The organism is Streptomyces zaomyceticus, from assembly GCF_014656215.1.
GTDB lineage: Bacteria > Actinomycetota > Actinomycetes > Streptomycetales > Streptomycetaceae > Streptomyces > Streptomyces zaomyceticus.
Map to the genome: position 1 here is coordinate 67,892 of NZ_BNBZ01000008.1, position 14,931 is coordinate 82,822.

Annotated in this window: 13 protein-coding genes; 2 read left to right on the forward strand and 11 right to left on the reverse strand. The window is 70.5% G+C overall.

Annotated elements, in window-relative coordinates; translation table 11 throughout:
• Positions 1 to 34: 34 nt before the first annotated feature.
• From IE311_RS13325 to IE311_RS13360, 8 genes are all read right to left on the reverse strand, one after another.
• The gene (locus IE311_RS13325; protein ID WP_229901900.1) at positions 35 to 553 is read right to left on the reverse strand and encodes a hypothetical protein; all 519 of its coding nucleotides are present in this window, start codon (positions 551 to 553) and stop codon (positions 35 to 37) included.
• Entirely contained in the window at positions 550 to 1,725 is a 1,176-nt protein-coding gene (locus IE311_RS13330; RefSeq protein WP_373313840.1) for a molybdopterin-dependent oxidoreductase, read from the reverse strand. Before IE311_RS13330 ends, IE311_RS13325 begins: the two co-directional genes overlap by 4 nt.
• A 323-nt stretch (positions 1,726 to 2,048) precedes the next feature.
• Complete coding sequence (gene nhaA / locus IE311_RS13335; RefSeq protein WP_189831851.1) at positions 2,049 to 3,350, reverse strand: Na+/H+ antiporter NhaA; 1,302 nt, start codon at positions 3,348 to 3,350, stop codon at positions 2,049 to 2,051.
• A gap of 220 nt (positions 3,351 to 3,570) precedes the next feature.
• Positions 3,571 to 4,629, reverse strand: coding sequence for an SPFH domain-containing protein (locus tag IE311_RS13340; protein WP_189831852.1), 1,059 nt, complete (start codon positions 4,627 to 4,629; stop codon positions 3,571 to 3,573).
• A 3-nt stretch (positions 4,630 to 4,632) separates the two neighbouring features.
• Complete coding sequence (locus IE311_RS13345) at positions 4,633 to 5,064, reverse strand: NfeD family protein (RefSeq protein WP_189831853.1); 432 nt, start codon at positions 5,062 to 5,064, stop codon at positions 4,633 to 4,635.
• Between the two features lie 694 nt (positions 5,065 to 5,758).
• Complete coding sequence (locus tag IE311_RS13350) at positions 5,759 to 6,871, reverse strand: tyrosine-type recombinase/integrase (RefSeq protein WP_457853424.1); 1,113 nt, start codon at positions 6,869 to 6,871, stop codon at positions 5,759 to 5,761.
• Between the two features lie 342 nt (positions 6,872 to 7,213).
• The gene (locus tag IE311_RS13355; protein WP_189831855.1) at positions 7,214 to 7,858 is read right to left on the reverse strand and encodes a LysE family translocator; all 645 of its coding nucleotides are present in this window, start codon (positions 7,856 to 7,858) and stop codon (positions 7,214 to 7,216) included.
• A 198-nt stretch (positions 7,859 to 8,056) separates the two neighbouring features.
• Positions 8,057 to 8,830: a class I SAM-dependent methyltransferase gene (locus tag IE311_RS13360; protein WP_189831856.1), complete on the reverse strand. Its 774-nt coding sequence runs from the start codon at positions 8,828 to 8,830 to the stop codon at positions 8,057 to 8,059.
• Between the two features lie 1,215 nt (positions 8,831 to 10,045).
• Here IE311_RS13360 and IE311_RS13365 point away from each other — a divergent pair.
• A complete protein-coding gene (locus tag IE311_RS13365; RefSeq protein WP_189831857.1) occupies positions 10,046 to 10,465 on the forward strand; it encodes a TOBE domain-containing protein in 420 nt (139 codons plus the stop codon).
• Between the two features lie 165 nt (positions 10,466 to 10,630).
• Positions 10,631 to 11,185, forward strand: a complete 555-nt coding sequence (locus tag IE311_RS13370; RefSeq protein ID WP_189831858.1) for a MoeA family protein — start codon at positions 10,631 to 10,633, stop codon at positions 11,183 to 11,185.
• A 363-nt stretch (positions 11,186 to 11,548) separates the two neighbouring features.
• Here the strand turns inward: IE311_RS13370 and IE311_RS13375 are convergent, their stop codons facing one another.
• The 3 genes from IE311_RS13375 to IE311_RS13385 all read right to left on the reverse strand — a co-directional run bounded on the left by IE311_RS13375 (position 11,549) and on the right by IE311_RS13385 (position 14,896).
• On the reverse strand, positions 11,549 to 13,510 hold the full coding sequence (locus tag IE311_RS13375; protein WP_189831859.1) for an ABC transporter permease: 1,962 nt from the start codon (positions 13,508 to 13,510) through the stop codon (positions 11,549 to 11,551).
• Positions 13,511 to 13,603: 93 nt separating this feature from the next.
• Positions 13,604 to 14,413 carry a molybdate ABC transporter substrate-binding protein gene (gene modA / locus IE311_RS13380; protein ID WP_189831860.1) on the reverse strand — a complete coding sequence of 270 codons (810 nt, stop codon included), beginning with the start codon at positions 14,411 to 14,413 and terminating at the stop codon, positions 13,604 to 13,606.
• Positions 14,414 to 14,506: 93 nt separating this feature from the next.
• Complete coding sequence (locus IE311_RS13385) at positions 14,507 to 14,896, reverse strand: TOBE domain-containing protein (protein ID WP_189831861.1); 390 nt, start codon at positions 14,894 to 14,896, stop codon at positions 14,507 to 14,509.
• Positions 14,897 to 14,931: the final 35 nt, after the last annotated feature.

Consider the following 14,931-nt stretch of genomic DNA (forward strand, 5'->3'; position numbering starts at 1 on the left):
CGCCGCCCGGTGGGGGTCCGGTCGGCCCTCGCCGTCACCGCGCGGCTGCGCGTGCACGCCGCTCACGGCGTGCGGCTCGTCGTCGAGGGGCCGATTCGTGCCACCTCCGGACGAGGAGGGTCACGGCCGAGGCGAGGAAGAGCACGGCTGTGATCAGCAGCCAGCGTTCCAGGAAGCCGTCGGCCGGGAGCCCGGTGTACGCGGTGTAGTGGTCGACCCGGCCCAGGATCAGTGGCCACCAGACCAGCAGCAGAAGTCCCGAGACGAAGAGCGGTACACGCACGTGGTTGACGCTCGGCCTCGGCGGCCGCTCCTCCGCGTCTTCTTTCTCCCGGAACAGGCGCTGGGCGGCCCGGTCGGTCACCGAGTAGCAGGGGAGCAGCACGAGGTCGTGGATGAGTGCCGCCCCGACGAACCACAGGGCCACGCCCAGGGTGTCCCCCTTGAGCAGCCGGACGCCGGCGTACGCGGCGAGGGCGAAGGAGGAGAGCACGAGGAGCAGGTGGAGCGGAGAGGCTCCGTAGCGGCGGCGGAACGAGGTCAGGTGGCTCATGTCGGCTCCCCGAAGGTGATCCGGCCGACCCACTTGGTGTTGTGCACGCCGGGCGCGCCCGGGACGATCACGCGGGCAGGATAGCCGTGGTCCTGCGAGAGGACGGCTCCGTTGACCCGTACGGCCAGGAGTGAACGGTGGTCGCGTACCTGGTTGTCCCTCAGGACGACGGAGCTGAACGACCCTCCCCGCTGTACCGACTCCACCAGGGCCCGCGGAGTGTCGGTCCCCTGCCCCACCAGTGCGGCCAGGTCGGTGAGCCGTACACCGCTCCACAGCTGGTCGGAGGTCGACCACCCCTCCACGCAGGCGATGGGCAGAGCCGCTTCGTTCTGCTCCATGGCCAGGAGCTCCTCGCGGGTCAGCACGACCTGGCGGCCCGCGCCGCGCACGGTCAGCCGCCAGGCGGGGCCGATGTCGCTGGGCCGGATCCCGACGGATGCCGCGGTCTTGTTGATCTGGAATCCGTTCGGCCCGGAACCGGGGTCCCGGCCGTGCGGGGCGAGCAGCGCCGTCCGGCGCCACCAGCCGCCCATGCTCTGCCCCGCCGTCACCACGAACAGCGCCAGGGACCCCAGTCCGACCATGCCCAGGGCGCCCCGGCGTGAGATGGTCGGCGGCGCCGGCCGGGGCGACACCAGGCCGGCCGCCTCCTCCGTACCGGCTTCCGGGAGCTCGCGTCCGTACGTCAGCGCGCGGAGGGCACGCGGCAGCCGGAAGACCACGTGCACGACGAAGGCACCGATGAACACCCACGCCCCGTAGAAGTGCAGGACGTAGAAGGAGCCCGGGAAGATGTAGTGCAACTGCACGTTGACGATGCCCGTGGCGAACTCGAAGCCGGCGCCGCCCACCAACAGGAGCAACGACAGGCGCTCGATCCCGTCGCTGACCGACCGTACGGGTGGCCACTGGAACAACTTGGGGATGACCGACCACAACTTGGCCAGCAGGACCGGCACGAGCACGACGCCCAGGACCACGTGTACGCCCTGGTTCACCCGGTAGAGCCAGTACGGCGAGGTCGGCCAGGAGAACAGGTAGAAGCCGAGCCAGCCTTTGTCCGGCGTCTGGTCGTTGACCGGCGAGAGATCCGGGTTGTACGCGGCGTACGACAGCAGGCCCGTCACGAACAGCACCGTGACACCGACCAGCAGGACCAGCCCGAGCACAGCCGTCAGCCACGGCCCCCGGAGCGGACTGCGCCAGAACTCCGGCCGCGCGGGCCCGGGCGGGGGCTCTGACACGACAGCCCGCAGACGGGCAAGCGCGGCCGGCCGCTTCTCAGCCTCCGCCGGCCCCCGGGACGAGGGCTCGGCCCGATCCCGCTCGCCGTCGCTCGCCTCCATCAGGCCACCTCCGCACACTCGCCGATCGCCGGAGACGAACATCCCGCACCACAGACCGGGCCGAGCCCGTGACACGCCCGTCCGGGGCCGTCAGGAGTTCCCACACGACGGCGGCGCCGAGTGGTGCCGGGAGGTGGGCGGCTTGTTCAGCCGGAGGCGCTGGGTCGCGCGGTGGTCTGGTAGATGTCGGGGATGCCGTCCGCGTCGTCGTCGCGTTCCTCGTCCTCCCACAGCTGCTTGTAGACGCGGTTGCGGCGACGCAGGAGAACGGCGGCGAAGGTCGCGGCGACGAGGGATCCCACGAGGACGGCGGCCTTGATGTGCTCGGTCGTGGTCGGGTCGGGGAAGGCGAGCTCGCCGATGAGGAGGGCGACGGTGAACCCGATCCCGGCCAGGGTCGCGAGGCCGAAGACATCGGCCCAGGCGAGGTCGGGGTTGAGCTGGGCGCGGGTGAATCGTGCGGCGAGGTAGGTACCGAGGAAGATGCCGACGATCTTGCCGACGACGAGGCCGATGACGACGCCGAGGGGTTCGGGGTCGGTGAAGACGTGGCCCAGTGCACTGCCCGAGATGCTGACTCCGGCGGCGAAGAGGGCGAACAGCGGAACCGCGACGCCCGCGGAGAACGGGTGCAGCAGGTGCGAGACACGGGCGGCCGGGGACGACTTCTCACCCCGGTCGCGGGTGGTGCGCAGGATGAGGCCCATGGCGACGCCGGCGACGGTGGCGTGGACGCCGGAGTTGTACATCAGCGCCCAGGTCGCGAGGCCGAGCGGTACGTACCACCACCAGCCGCGGACCCGGAAGCGCTGGAGGGCGTAGAAGAGGACGAGGCCCGCGAAGGCTCCGCCCAAGGCCCAGAAGTTGAGGTCGGAGGTGAAGAAGACGGCGATGATGAGGATGGCGCCGAGGTCGTCGACGACGGCCAGGGTCAGCAGGAACGCGCGCAGCGCCGCAGGCAGGTGGGTGCTGAGGACGGCGAGGACCGCGAGCGCGAAGGCGATGTCCGTGGCCATCGGCACGGCCCAGCCCTCAAGGCTCCCGTTGCCGATCGTGACGGTGAGCGCGTAGAGGGCGGCGGGGACCGCCATGCCGCAGACGGCGGCGATCACAGGCAGTGCGGCGGTGGCGGGGGTGCGCAGCTCCCCCACGACGAACTCGCGCTTCAGCTCGATGCCGGCGACCAGGAAGAAGACCGCGAGCAGACCGTCGGCGGTCCAGTGGGCGACCGAGAGGTCGAGGCCGAGGCCCGGTATGCCGAAGTGGAAGTCCCTGACGGACTCGTACGCCGCACTCCACGGGCTGTTCGCCCAGGCGAGCGCGACGACGGCCGCCGCGAGGAGGACGAGGCCGCCCACGGTCTCCGTGCGGAGGGCTTCGGTGATCGCCTGTCGTTCGGACCAGGGCAACAGGCCGAGGATCACCTTGCGCGGGCGTGACTGCGTCATGAGGGACGGCCTCCGGGACGGGTTGACGGTTGGGCACAGGGCCCCTCGACGCCGACCAGACTTCCCGGCACACCAGCGCGTTCCATTGACGCGTTCTTAACACCCTATCGAGCTCCCGAGAGGGTTGCCAGGGCGCCTCTCGGTTGCCGAAGCGGGTGTAGGGCCCGGCTTCTCACCAGGGCGTGAGGTGAGGGCAGGCCCCTGCGGGAGCCGGGGCGGGCTACCCGTCCTCCGGCCCCCGCGGCATCTGACGGCCACCGGTGAAGGGAAGCGTGTCGGCATCGGCCTCGGCCGCGTCGGCAAGCGCCTCGGCGGCGGCTTCCGCGGCCTTCGCCGCATCCTCGGCCGCCTGGGCGGCGGCCGTGCCCTCCGCGGACGTCTCCCTGGTGGCCGGAGACTGCGGCAGCACCTCGTTGAACGCGCGGGACACCCCTTGAAGCGCGGACGTGACCTCGCTGGGAATCACCCAGAAGGTGCTGCCCGCCCCCTGGGCGAGCTGGGGCAGCATCTGCATGTACTGGTAGGCGAGGAGCTTGGGGTCGGGGTCGTTGCGGTGCACGGCCTGGAACACCTCGTCGATGGCCCGGGACTGGCCCTCGGCCTTGAGGATCTCTGCGGTGCGGTTGCCCTCCGCCCGCAGGACGGCGGACTGCTTGTCCCCCTCGGCGGTCAGGATCTGCGACTGCCGCTGCCCCTCGGCCCCGAGAATCGCCGCCCGCTTGTCGCGCTCGGCGCGCATCTGCTTCTCCATCGCGTCCTTGATGGACTGCGGCGGGTCGATGGCCTTGATCTCCACGCGGTTGACCCTCAGCCCCCACTTGCCCGTCGCCTCGTCGAGCACACCACGGAGCTGGTTGTTGATGGTGTCACGTGAGGTCAGGGTCTTCTCCAGGTCCATCGAGCCCACGACGTTGCGCAGGGTGGTCACGGTGAGCTGTTCGACACCCTGCAGGAAGTCGGCGATCTCGTACGCGGCCGCTCGCGGGTCCGTGACCTGGAAGTACAGAACGGTGTCGATCTCGACGACCAGGTTGTCCTCGGTGATGACGGGTTGCGGCCTGAAGGAGACCACCTGTTCCCGCAGGTCGATCACCGGATAGACGCGGTCGACGTAAGGGATGACGAGGTTGAGACCCGGCCTCAGGGTGCGGCGGTAGCGGCCGAGGCGTTCGACGTTGCGGGCGCGGGCCTGCGGCACGATGCGTACCGCCCGCACCACGGTGAACACCGCGAGCGCCGCGAGGATCAGACCGGCTATGAGCAGTCCCGACACGTCCATGACCTACTCCCGGGGGTAGACGACGGCGGTGGCGCCGTCGATCTCCATGACGTCGACGGTCGCCCCCGGAGGTATCACCAGCGTCTCGTCGTAGGCGCGGGCCGTCCACTCCTCGCCACCGATACGGACCCTGCCGCCCAGTCCCGTCACCTCCGCCACGACGTGAGCGGAGCGGCCCACCAGAGCGTCCACGCCGAACCTCTCGGCCTGCGGCGTGAGCAGATGGCGCACGGCGACGGGGCGCACGAACAGCAGACTGACCACGGACAGAACGGTGAAGACCACGAGCTGCAGGGGCAGCGGGAGCCCCAGGGCGGCTGTTCCCGCCGTGACCGCTGCGGCGACACCGAGAATCCCGAGTGCAGCGGTGAGGGTGAAGATCTCCGCCACCACCAGCACCCCTGCGGCGATCGACCAGACCAGCCTAAGGTCCATGGCGCTCTCCCGGCAGGTACGACTGCGCGAAGGACTGAACAAGAAGTGCACCCTTCTGCCGTATCTACCCCGTTTTGCGAGGGAGCACGCTCAGGTCGTCGGGAACGGCCACGTCGGCGGGGGGGTGCCGTGTGCCGCCCAACGGGGCGGGCGAAGAGACGGCGAGGGTCCGTCGCCAGGGCGATCGCGGCTTCGACGGCGGGCTCCGCGCCTGTCTGGAGGGCGGATCAAGACGTCTGCCGAGAATCCGCACGACGCCGTCGACGTGTACGTCCTGCACTCCCTCCCCCTACCGAGGACGAACCCGCCCTGGACGGCAAGGGCACGAACCGTTGGACACTTACCGAAGGCTTCCGCCGAGACAGACCGTTCAGAACATGCACGACACGATCGCGCTCTTCCCCTGTCACTGTGCGTAGCCGCTTCTCCGAGCCGAGAACTAGCCTTGACCAGGGGCTGCGCTCCTGCCGAAGCAGTGCCAGCCGGGGAGAATCTGGGGAGAATCAAGCCGCCTTGGGGAGCGGCTGGGGAGAATCGGCCGCGTAAGGCGGTGTCATCGCGAAAGCTCCGGAAAGGAGCAAAGTCGCAGGCCAGCACCCCTTAGACGTCTATCTGCGCAGGTCAGCGCCCCGTGGGCGAGGACTTCAAGAAGATCTCCTCGCCCTTGTAAGATCATGCGGCCCCTACGCGCTCGTCAGGCTGCTTCCCAGAGGCCGGCGTCCAGGATCCGGGCGGCCTTGGTGATACTGCCCGGCATCAGGTGCCGGTAGGTGCGGTACGTCTCTTCGATGGACTTGTGGCCCATCCATTCCGCGACGTCGGTGATGGGGATGCCGTTGCCGAGAGCGTTCGAGGCGAAGTAGTGCCGGAAGCCGTACATCCCCACGCCTTGCTCTGGCGGGAGGTTCTCGAAGAGTCGCTTCACGCGCCGCCGCTCCATCGGCTCCGTGTAGCAGCCACTGGGACCTCGCAGCAGGTACCCGTCCCCTGTTGTGCCGTACTTCTCCGCGTAGCGCTCGATCGCCTCGTGGACCGATCGGGGCAGAGGCACCTCGCGGAACTCCCCCGTCTTCCGGTGCTTCAGCTTCGCCGGCTTGTGCGTGTTGGAATGGATCTGCTCGTCGACCCGGTACACGTCCTTGGCCACGACGTTGTTGACGTTCACCGCCCGCGCCTCACCGTTCCGCAGACCACATCCCGCCATCATCACGATCTCCAGCGCCAGCTCCTCGTCGGCGACCATCAGCGCTTTCGTCACGTAGGCGAGAGAGGGAATGGCAACCTGCTCGCGCACGTACTCCGGTTCCTGGACCCCCTTCACCGGGTCGTCCGCCATGGCCCCCTTGGCGTACGCGTCCCGCAGGATGGTCTTGAGAACCCGGAATATGTTCACCTGGTTGCCCCGACCGACCCCATCGCCCTCCATCTCGTCAAGAAAGCGCTCGACCACCATCGGGGTGACCGAATTCAGCTTCCTTGCCCCCAGGCGCGGGACGATGTGCACGTTGATCGAGCTGTCGACATGCCAGCCTGTGGAGTAATCCGTCATCCTGCGCTGCCGGGGCCGCCACTGCTTCGCGTACTCCTCGACCGTCAGCTGACCCAGCTCACGGCGGGCCGCCGCCACCGACGGCGCCGTGGTCTTCTTCTCCGCGTACAACTGCGTGAGGCGTTCGATCGCGTCATCCTGCGTGCCGTATCCGGACTCCTCACGCTGCTTGCCCAGCGCGTCCCGGAAGCGGATCGAGTACGGGTGAGGGCAGCGGGTGGGCTTCGCGCAGTCACAGTCCTTGAAGAAGGACCCCATGCCGCGGGCGAGCTGTCGGGCCATGTACGCACCATCCGTTCGAGCCCAAGAACCTGCTCAGGCGCCGCACTGTAAGGTCGCAGGTCAGCAAGCGGGGACACGTCCGGGACGCATGCTGACCGTTTGCTGACCTGAGGGGGGCACATGATGCCCCTGACCTGCGGCAACGCCAAATAGTCAGATCTTGGACTTGAACAGAGTGCGCAGCACTGTGGACTCCTCGAAGACGGCTCCCTGCCTGCTTTGTGCAGGTCAAGGGCGGCCTCGACCCTACACCGACACCCCCGCCCGATGTTTGTGAGGAACGTCGCTCCGATCAGGCGAGACGGCTTCCTGAACGGCTCAGGCCGAGACCGGTGTACGGGACAGGGCCGTACGCAGGGCGAAGACGCCGAGCAAGCCGCCTGAAGCGAACCGCTGAGCGGTCATCACGCGGGGTCGGGCGGCCAGGAACCCCGACACGCGTGCCGCGCCCAGCATGATGAGAGCGTTCACGGAGATCCCCACGATGATCTGCACCCCACCGAGCTGCAGCAGTTGCGCCCACTCCGGGCCCGCCTGCGGATCCATGAACTGGGGCAGAAGAGCGGCGTACAGGAGAGCGATCTTGGGGTTGAGCAGGTTGGTCAGGAGCCCCATCGAGAACAGGCGGGCGTCGGAGACGGGCGGCAGATCCTGGGTCGGAGCGAAGGGCGACCGGCCACCGGGACGGAGCATGTCCCAGGCCAGGTAGGCCAGGTAGGCGGCCCCCGCGAGCTTGACCACCGTGAACGCCAGTGGCACGGCGGCGAACAACGCCGACAGGCCGGCGGCCGCGGCCACCAGATAGCAGAGGAATCCCACCGCGGTCCCGCTCAGGCTGACCAGGCCCGCCCTGCGGCCTTGGGTGATCGCGCGAGAGGCGAGGTGGATCATGTTCGGTCCCGGAGTCAGGGCCATGCCCAGTTCGACCAGGGCTACTCCCCCAGCTGCGGCCAGACTGATCACCGATCAACTCCCGATCATTCAGCGGGCACTTGCTACCCGGAGTGGGGCGGCGCCCTGCTGGGACGGGCAGCTGTGACGCGTCGGCAGTGCCCACATCGCCTTCCTCAGGATACGACCCTGTCGTTCGGTGTCTCCGTGCGCCCCTCACTGCCTCTGACGGACCGCCGTCGCGGACCGTGGCTGTTCGACGGTGGCCTGTCATACCGCGCGGATGACGACGAGCGAGCCCTCGTAGGCGGGTTGGTCGCGCAGGTGACCGAAGCGTTCGTCCCAGGCCCCTGAGGCCAGGTCGCGGCGGAGCGTGCGGTCGAAGTGCTCGCGGGTGTTGTCGTCGACGAAGCTCCATGCGGAGCACGCCTGCCTGGCGGCGGGGTCGAGCAGCATTTCGGGGCGGCCGTAGTACGCCTCGTTGAAACCGTCGGTGCAGTCGAGCGGGATCGGTACGGCCTCGATGGAGACGGTGCCGCCCAGCGCTGCCGCCATCTCGTCGACGGACGGGTGGCGGCGGGCCTCCGTGTCGAGGACGGCGGGCGCGTACTCGTACAGCCAGAAGTCGCGGACGAGGGCGGGGTCGCAGGTGAGGATCACGACGGGGCCACCGGTCACGCGGCGCATCTCCCGCAGGCCGGCCGTGACGTCGCTCCACTGGTGGACGCTGAACAGGGTCATCGAAGCGTCGAAGGAGCCGTCGGCGAAGGGGAGGTCCTCGGCGACGGCGTCCACGGCCGGGTCGAGTCCGTTCGGGCGCCGGGCCCGCATGGAGGCCGACGGTTCGACGGCGGTCACCGTGCCGCCGATGTTCTCGTACGAGCCCGCGCCGGCGCCGACGTTGAGGACGGTCCGGCCGTCTCCCAGGGCTCTGGCGATGAAGCGGGCGATGCGACCGTCCGGACGGCGGTAGGTGGAGCAGCCGGAGCCGACGGTGCCGTAGTCGACGTCGCCGGCGCTGCCGTCGTGGGTACGTGTCGTCATCTGTCCGACCTCGCCTCGTGAGCAGGAGCAGCGGAGGCGGATGGGGGTGGGCCCGCCCGGAGCGGCGCATGCGGGTACGTCCGCCGCGCCGCCCGCATCACTATCCTGCATCTGCCCAGGCAAGTTGCACAATGCCCTCATGAATGCCTGGATCATCACCCGTATCGACGTGCATTTGCGGTTTGGAGGTGTCGACGGAAGAGTCGTGCGGCGGGTGTCATCCGGACGGACTGGCGCGGGCCGGGAGGTGTCCTCGCACTCGTCCAGCCCCTGCACGGAACGCCCGTGCAGCGGACGACGGTTGCGGTCGGCGGCCAACACGCCCAGGTGCCGTACGGGCACCTCGGCATGGGGTCTGCAAAGGGCCCCTGCGCGCAGAACACCGCGAACAGCGCGCAGGGCCCTTCCCGGCCGGCCGGCCTAGGACGGCGAGAGCCACTCTTCCGTCTCGGCCCCGACACGAGCCAGTCAATCAGTCTCCGACATCGGGGCGCGATGGGATCCAGGTACAGAAATCAACCCTCCCACGAGGGGCCATTACAGTAGATCATCCAAGAGGGGAAAGCGCCCTGTAGGGGCACATCTGCCAGGTGACTTCTCGACTCGGTCTCGCCGATGCGGCCTCAAGGCGAGAGGAACGCGAGGCCCCGACGGTCGAGGAAGCCGTGTCGACACCGGCTCCGCTCCATGGCCCGCGCCAGGCCTCCCTCCTGACACCCCGTCGACAGGACGTGCGCCTGGCGGCCTTCGATCTCCGCGCCGCCACCGACCGTGGCCGGGCGGCTGAGCCGGTGCCGCGCCGGACGGCCGCGGCCGAACGGCTGAGCCGGGGCTCGGGGCGATACGCCGGATCTTCATCACTCGGACTCCGCTGGACGATTGAATCGGCTTCCTGGCAGCTGAAGCGGAATTGCCGGATAGCGAGTGGCAGTTGCGGCCAATGGAGGGATGCAACAGGATCATCTGCCGCCCGTGGGCCCACCCATCAGGAGATTCAGCGACCTTCCCAGGGGATGTATCCACAGGTCAGGCCAGTAGCGCCGGACAGGGCCGCTTTATTGGATCGATTTGCGAATACGCAAGCCCAACGCGTCCGTTCGGCTGGTGCATGCGATGCGGGACACCGCGTGACTTTCCCGTTCCGGTAGCGTCGACGAAGACGAAGCAGGTCACAGACGTGACAACTGCGCTTTCCGGCTTTGTGAGGCGTGCTCCATGACCCTGTCCATTCGTAACCAGCTCCCCGGCACCGTCACCGCCGTCACCACGGGTGAGGCCATGGCCTCGGTGAAGGTGCGCCTGGTCGGCGGCCAGGACATCACCGCCGCCATCACCGCCGACGCCGTCGAGGACCTGGGCCTCGCCGAGGGTTCCGCGGTCAAGGCCCTCGTCAAGTCGACCGAGGTCGCCCTGGCGACCGGTCCGGTCGAGGGACTGTCCATCCGCAACCAGCTTCCGGGCTCCGTCACCGAGGTCACGACCGGCGGCGCCATGGGCTCCGTGAAGGTGTCCGTCCAGGGCGGCGAGCTGACCGCCGCGATCACCAGGGACGCCGTCGAGGACCTCGGCCTGGCCGCCGGCTCCTCCGTCGTCGCGCTCATCAAGTCCACGGAGATCTCCCTCTCCGCCGCCTGATCGAGGCGCTCGCGGTGAGGGCCGTGCCCCCGGACGGAGCACGGCCCTCACCGGCTTGGGGAGGACGCGGCTCACGGTGGGTTCCTACGGCCCGTGAGCCGATCGGCGCGCCGGGGACACGAGGTCGGCCGCGACCCGAAACACCGGCGGCGGAAGGTGGAGACCATGCCTCCTCCGCCCGCCTCCGCGGTGACCGAACCGTCCTCGTCCACCCCGGGCGTACCGACGCATCCGCGAGCGGTCCCTTGGCACGAGGCCCGCGTGCGCGCGCACCGCGCGGCACACCCCGCTCCCCCGCGCCGTACACCTCTGCGTGACGCCACCGGGCTCACGCTCGCCGGCGACCTCCTCGCGCTCGGCCCGCACCCTGCCTTCGACACCGCCGCCATGGACGGATACGCCGTGTCCGGAGCTCCGCCCTGGAGCGTCCGGGGAACAGCCCGTGCGGGCATGGCGTGGCCGGGGATCCTCGCCCCCGGCGAGTGCGTCCGCATCTCCACGGGCTCTCTCGTGCCGGTCGGCGCGGACGCGGTCGTCCCGCTCGAGGTCGCGACGGACACCGACGGTCACGTGTTCGGCGCCGCCCCGCCGGAGGGCCGCCACGTCCGGCGTACGGGCGAGGACGCGGCGGCCGGCGACCGGCTGGCCCCGGCGGGGACGCGCATCGGGCCCGACTGGAAGGACGGGGGTCTCGCGCCGGTGCTCCTGCCGCAGGCATGAGACCCGTGTGCCGGGTGCAGGACCGGAGCCGCCGCCGCTGCCGGCCGACGGCCTCGCGTTCGTAGCGCGATCGGACGTGGACCCGGCCGGCGGCGGCCTGCCGGCACTCCACGACGTCGGGCACCACGGTGGAGAACGTCCGGTCGGGGTCGGTGCGGTGGCGGCTCTGCCGCCCTCGAGGCATGCGGGTCGGGAACACCGGCCTCGACCGCCTTCGTCGGCAGGTCCAAAAACAGTGGGGAGGGCTCGTCCGGTGCCCTCTCCGGGTCGAACGCGGGCAGCGGGCGAGCGTAGACCTCGATACCGCGCAGCCGGGTGCGCACGGCCGGGGGATCCGTTTCCGGCATGGTGCGCTCCCGGGGTTCAGAGGGTGACGACCGTGGTCTCGGTGGCCTTGACGCTGGTCCAGACGGGCACGCCTTCGGCGAGGCCGAGTTCGGCGGCGGCCTGGGGGGTGATCTCGGCGACCAGGTCGGGGGCCTCGGCGGAGGTGACCAGGACGCGCAGGCGGCTGCCGCTGGTGGTGATCTCGCGTACGGTGCCGGGCCACACGTTGCGGGGGCTGCCGGCGGGCTTCTCCCGGTGCAGGGAGACCGCTTCGGGGGCGACGATCGCGAGGGCCGGGGTGCCGGGCGGCGGGGGTTCGGCGGCCACGAGGACGCCGCCGTCGTCGAGGGCGAGGCCGTCGGGGGTGGCGGTGCCGGGCAAGGCGTTGCGGCCGAGCATGCGGGCGACCCAGGGGGAGCGCGGGTGGCGGGTGACCTCGGCGGGGGCGGCGTCCTGGAGGGCGCGGCCGTCCTGGAGGACGAGGACGCGGTCGGCGAGCGAGACGGCCTCGACCGGGTCGTGGGTGACGATGAGGCAGACGCCGCCGAAGCCGGCGAGGTGGGTGCGCAGGGTGTGGCGTACATGCGCGCGGGTGGTCTGGTCGAGCGCGGCGAGCGGTTCGTCGAGGACGAGGAGCCGGGGCCGGGCCGCGAGGGCTCGGGCGAGGGCGACGCGCTGGGCCTGGCCGCCGGAGAGCTGGCCGGGGCGCCGGTGGGCGAGGTGCCCGACGCCGAGGCGGTCGAGCCAGGCCCGGGCCTCGCGGCGGGCCTCGGCACGCGGGACGCCCTGGGCGCGAAGCCCGTACGCGGTGTTGGCGAGGGCCGACAGGTGGGGGAAGAGGGCGCCGTCCTGCGGGACCCAGGCGACCCGGCGCCGGTGCGGGGGCAGGGCGGTGACGTCCTCGCCCCCGAGCCGGAGCTCGGCGTGGGCGCGGGGGGTGAGGCCGAGGAGTGCGCGCAGCAGGGTGGTCTTCCCGGCGCCGTTCGGGCCGACGACGGCGATGGTGGTGCCCGGGTCCGCGTCGAGGGTGAGGACGGTGAAACCGGTGACGTCGGCGTGCAGCGACCAGCGTCCGCCGGACGGCGCGGCCGATCCGGCGCCGGACTGCGGCTCCGCGACGGGCGTTTCCTCGACGGGCGGCTCCTTGACGGCGGCCGGTTCCTCCGCGGGCGCACCGCTCCGCCGCTCGGCCGACGGCGTGCCCGTCCAGCGGCCGCGCAGCGCGATGAGTACGCCCATGGCGATGGCGAGGAGGAGCAGGGAGACGGAGGTCGCCGCCTCGGGCTCGTCCTGGAGGAGCAGGTAGACCTGAAGCGGCAGGGTCTGGGTCGTGCCGGGCAGGTTTCCGGCGAAGGTGATCGTCGCACCGAACTCGCCGAGCGCCCGCGCCCAGGTGAGCGCCGCTCCGGCGAGGACGCCGGGCGCCACCATGGGCAGGGTGACGGTGAAGAACACCCGGACCGGTGAGGCCCCCAGGGACGCTGCCGTCTCCTCGTACCGGGGGCGCAGTCCGCCGAGCGCGCCCTCCAGGCTGATCACGAGGAAGGGCATGGCGACGAAGGTCGCGGCGAGGACGGCGCCGGAGGTGTGGAAGGGGAGGGTGATGCCGAAGGTGCCCTCCAGCCACGGGCCGAGGAGTCCGCGCCGGCCGAAGGCGAGGAGCAGGGCCACACCACCGACGGTCGGCGGCAGCACCATCGGCAGCAGCACGAGCGAGCGGACGAACGCCTTGCCGGGAAACGGCACCCGGGCGAGCAGCCAGGCCAGGGGCACTCCGAGGAGCAGCGAAAGACCGAGCGCCCAGAAGGAAACGAGGAGCGACAGCTTCAGCGCCTGGACGGTGCCGGGCGAGGTGAGGTGGTCGGCGAGTTCGCCCCACTCGGTCCGGGCGAGGATGCCGACGAGGGGGAGGGCCAGGAAGGCCACGGCCAGGAGCGCGGGCACGGCCAGCGCGAGGGGCGGACGTGCCCCCGGAGTTCGTACGCCTGCTCGTTTCATCGGAGATCCCGGAGAAGTGCGGACATGGAGCGGAGGGGCTGTCCGGTCCCCCGATGCGGACAGCCCCCTCGCGGTCTGGGTGATCCCGGGCGGTTACGGCTTCTGGAAGCCCGCGTCCTGGAGGATCTTCTGGCCTTCGGGCGAGGACAGCCACGCGACAAACGCGGCGGCCGCCTCGGCGTTCTTGGACTCCTTGATCGTGGCGGCCGGGTACTTGGCGATCGCGTTCTGGTCGTCGGGGATCTCGACGGCGTCGACCTTGTCCTTCACGCTCTCGGCATCCGTCTTGTAGACGAGACCGGCGTCGGCCTCACCGAGCTCGACCTTGCTGAGGACGGCGCGGACGTTGGGCTCCTGGGAGACCGGCTTCACCGTGACGTTCTGCTTGTCGAGGATCTGCTTGCTGTACTTGCCGGCCGGGACCTCGGGGGCGGCGAGAACGACCTTGAGCTTGGTGTCGGCCAGGTCCTTCAGGTCGTCGACCTTGAAGGGATTGCCCTCACCGGTGGCGATGACCAGCCGGTTCTTCGCGATGATCGCGGGCGTACCCGTGTCGGCCCTCACCTTGTCCATGCTCTTGGTGTCGGCGGTGACCAGGACGTCGGCGGGAGAGCCCTGCGCGACCTGGGCGACGAGCTCCTGCGACCCGGCGAAGGAGAAGACGAGCTTCGTGCCCGGGTGGGACTTCTCGTACGCGGCGCCGGCCGTCTTGAAGACGTCGGTGAGGGAGGCGGCCGCGAGGACCGTCAGGTTCACGCTGGGCGCGGCGCTCGCGGACCCGGAGGGGGTGGAGCCGGCCGTGTCCTTCTTCGTGTCGTCGCCGGACGAGCAGGCGGCGAGCGGGACGAGCAGGGCGGCGGTGAGCGCGGCGGCGGTACGGCGTCTGATCGGTGTGAGGGACATGAGGGTCGGAACTCCTTGGAGAGGAAGGGAAAGACATGGACAGGCCGGCCGCGCCGACGGCCGAGAGGGTGGCGCGTACTGCGTGAGGGGTGGTCAGGTGCGGTCGATGTGCACGCTGGTCGACTTCACGCGGGCGGTGGCCTGCATGCCGACTTCCAGTCCCAGCTCCTCCACGGCCTCACGGGTGAGGAGGGAGACCAGCCGGTGCGGTCCGGCCTGGATGGTGACCTGGGCCGCGATGTCGCCGAGCTTGATCCCGGTGACGATCCCCGGGAACGCGTTCCGCGCCGAGGTGTACGACGCGTCGTCGTCGTCGCCCAGCGCGAGCTCCACGGAGAACGCCGCGAGCGACTTCCCGTCGATGACGCGCCGGCCGCTCTCGTCGCGGTGGGTCGCGACCCGCCCCGCGTCGGCCCAGCGCCGCGCCGTGTCCGGGCTGACGCCCAGCAGACGGGCGGCCTGCCCGATCGTGTAGGACTGCATATGCGACACCGTAGGGCGCGATCGATCTCATCTGC

Excerpts from the sequence above, each read along its gene's own strand:
- IE311_RS13325 (WP_229901900.1), bottom strand. The coding sequence starts at position 553 with ATGAGCCACCTGACCTCGTTCCGCCGCCGCTACGGAGCCTCTCCGCTC.
- nhaA (WP_189831851.1), bottom strand. The coding sequence starts at position 3,350 with ATGACGCAGTCACGCCCGCGCAAGGTGATCCTCGGCCTGTTGCCCTGG.
- IE311_RS13340 (WP_189831852.1), bottom strand. The coding sequence starts at position 4,629 with ATGGACGTGTCGGGACTGCTCATAGCCGGTCTGATCCTCGCGGCGCTC.
- IE311_RS13345 (WP_189831853.1), bottom strand. The coding sequence starts at position 5,064 with ATGGACCTTAGGCTGGTCTGGTCGATCGCCGCAGGGGTGCTGGTGGTG.
- IE311_RS13350 (WP_457853424.1), bottom strand. The coding sequence starts at position 6,871 with ATGGGGTCCTTCTTCAAGGACTGTGACTGCGCGAAGCCCACCCGCTGC.
- IE311_RS13360 (WP_189831856.1), bottom strand. The coding sequence starts at position 8,830 with ATGACGACACGTACCCACGACGGCAGCGCCGGCGACGTCGACTACGGC.
- IE311_RS13365 (WP_189831857.1), top strand. The coding sequence starts at position 10,046 with ATGACCCTGTCCATTCGTAACCAGCTCCCCGGCACCGTCACCGCCGTC.
- IE311_RS13370 (WP_189831858.1), top strand. The coding sequence starts at position 10,631 with ATGCCTCCTCCGCCCGCCTCCGCGGTGACCGAACCGTCCTCGTCCACC.
- IE311_RS13375 (WP_189831859.1), bottom strand. The coding sequence starts at position 13,510 with ATGAAACGAGCAGGCGTACGAACTCCGGGGGCACGTCCGCCCCTCGCG.
- modA (WP_189831860.1), bottom strand. The coding sequence starts at position 14,413 with ATGTCCCTCACACCGATCAGACGCCGTACCGCCGCCGCGCTCACCGCC.
- IE311_RS13385 (WP_189831861.1), bottom strand. The coding sequence starts at position 14,896 with ATGCAGTCCTACACGATCGGGCAGGCCGCCCGTCTGCTGGGCGTCAGC.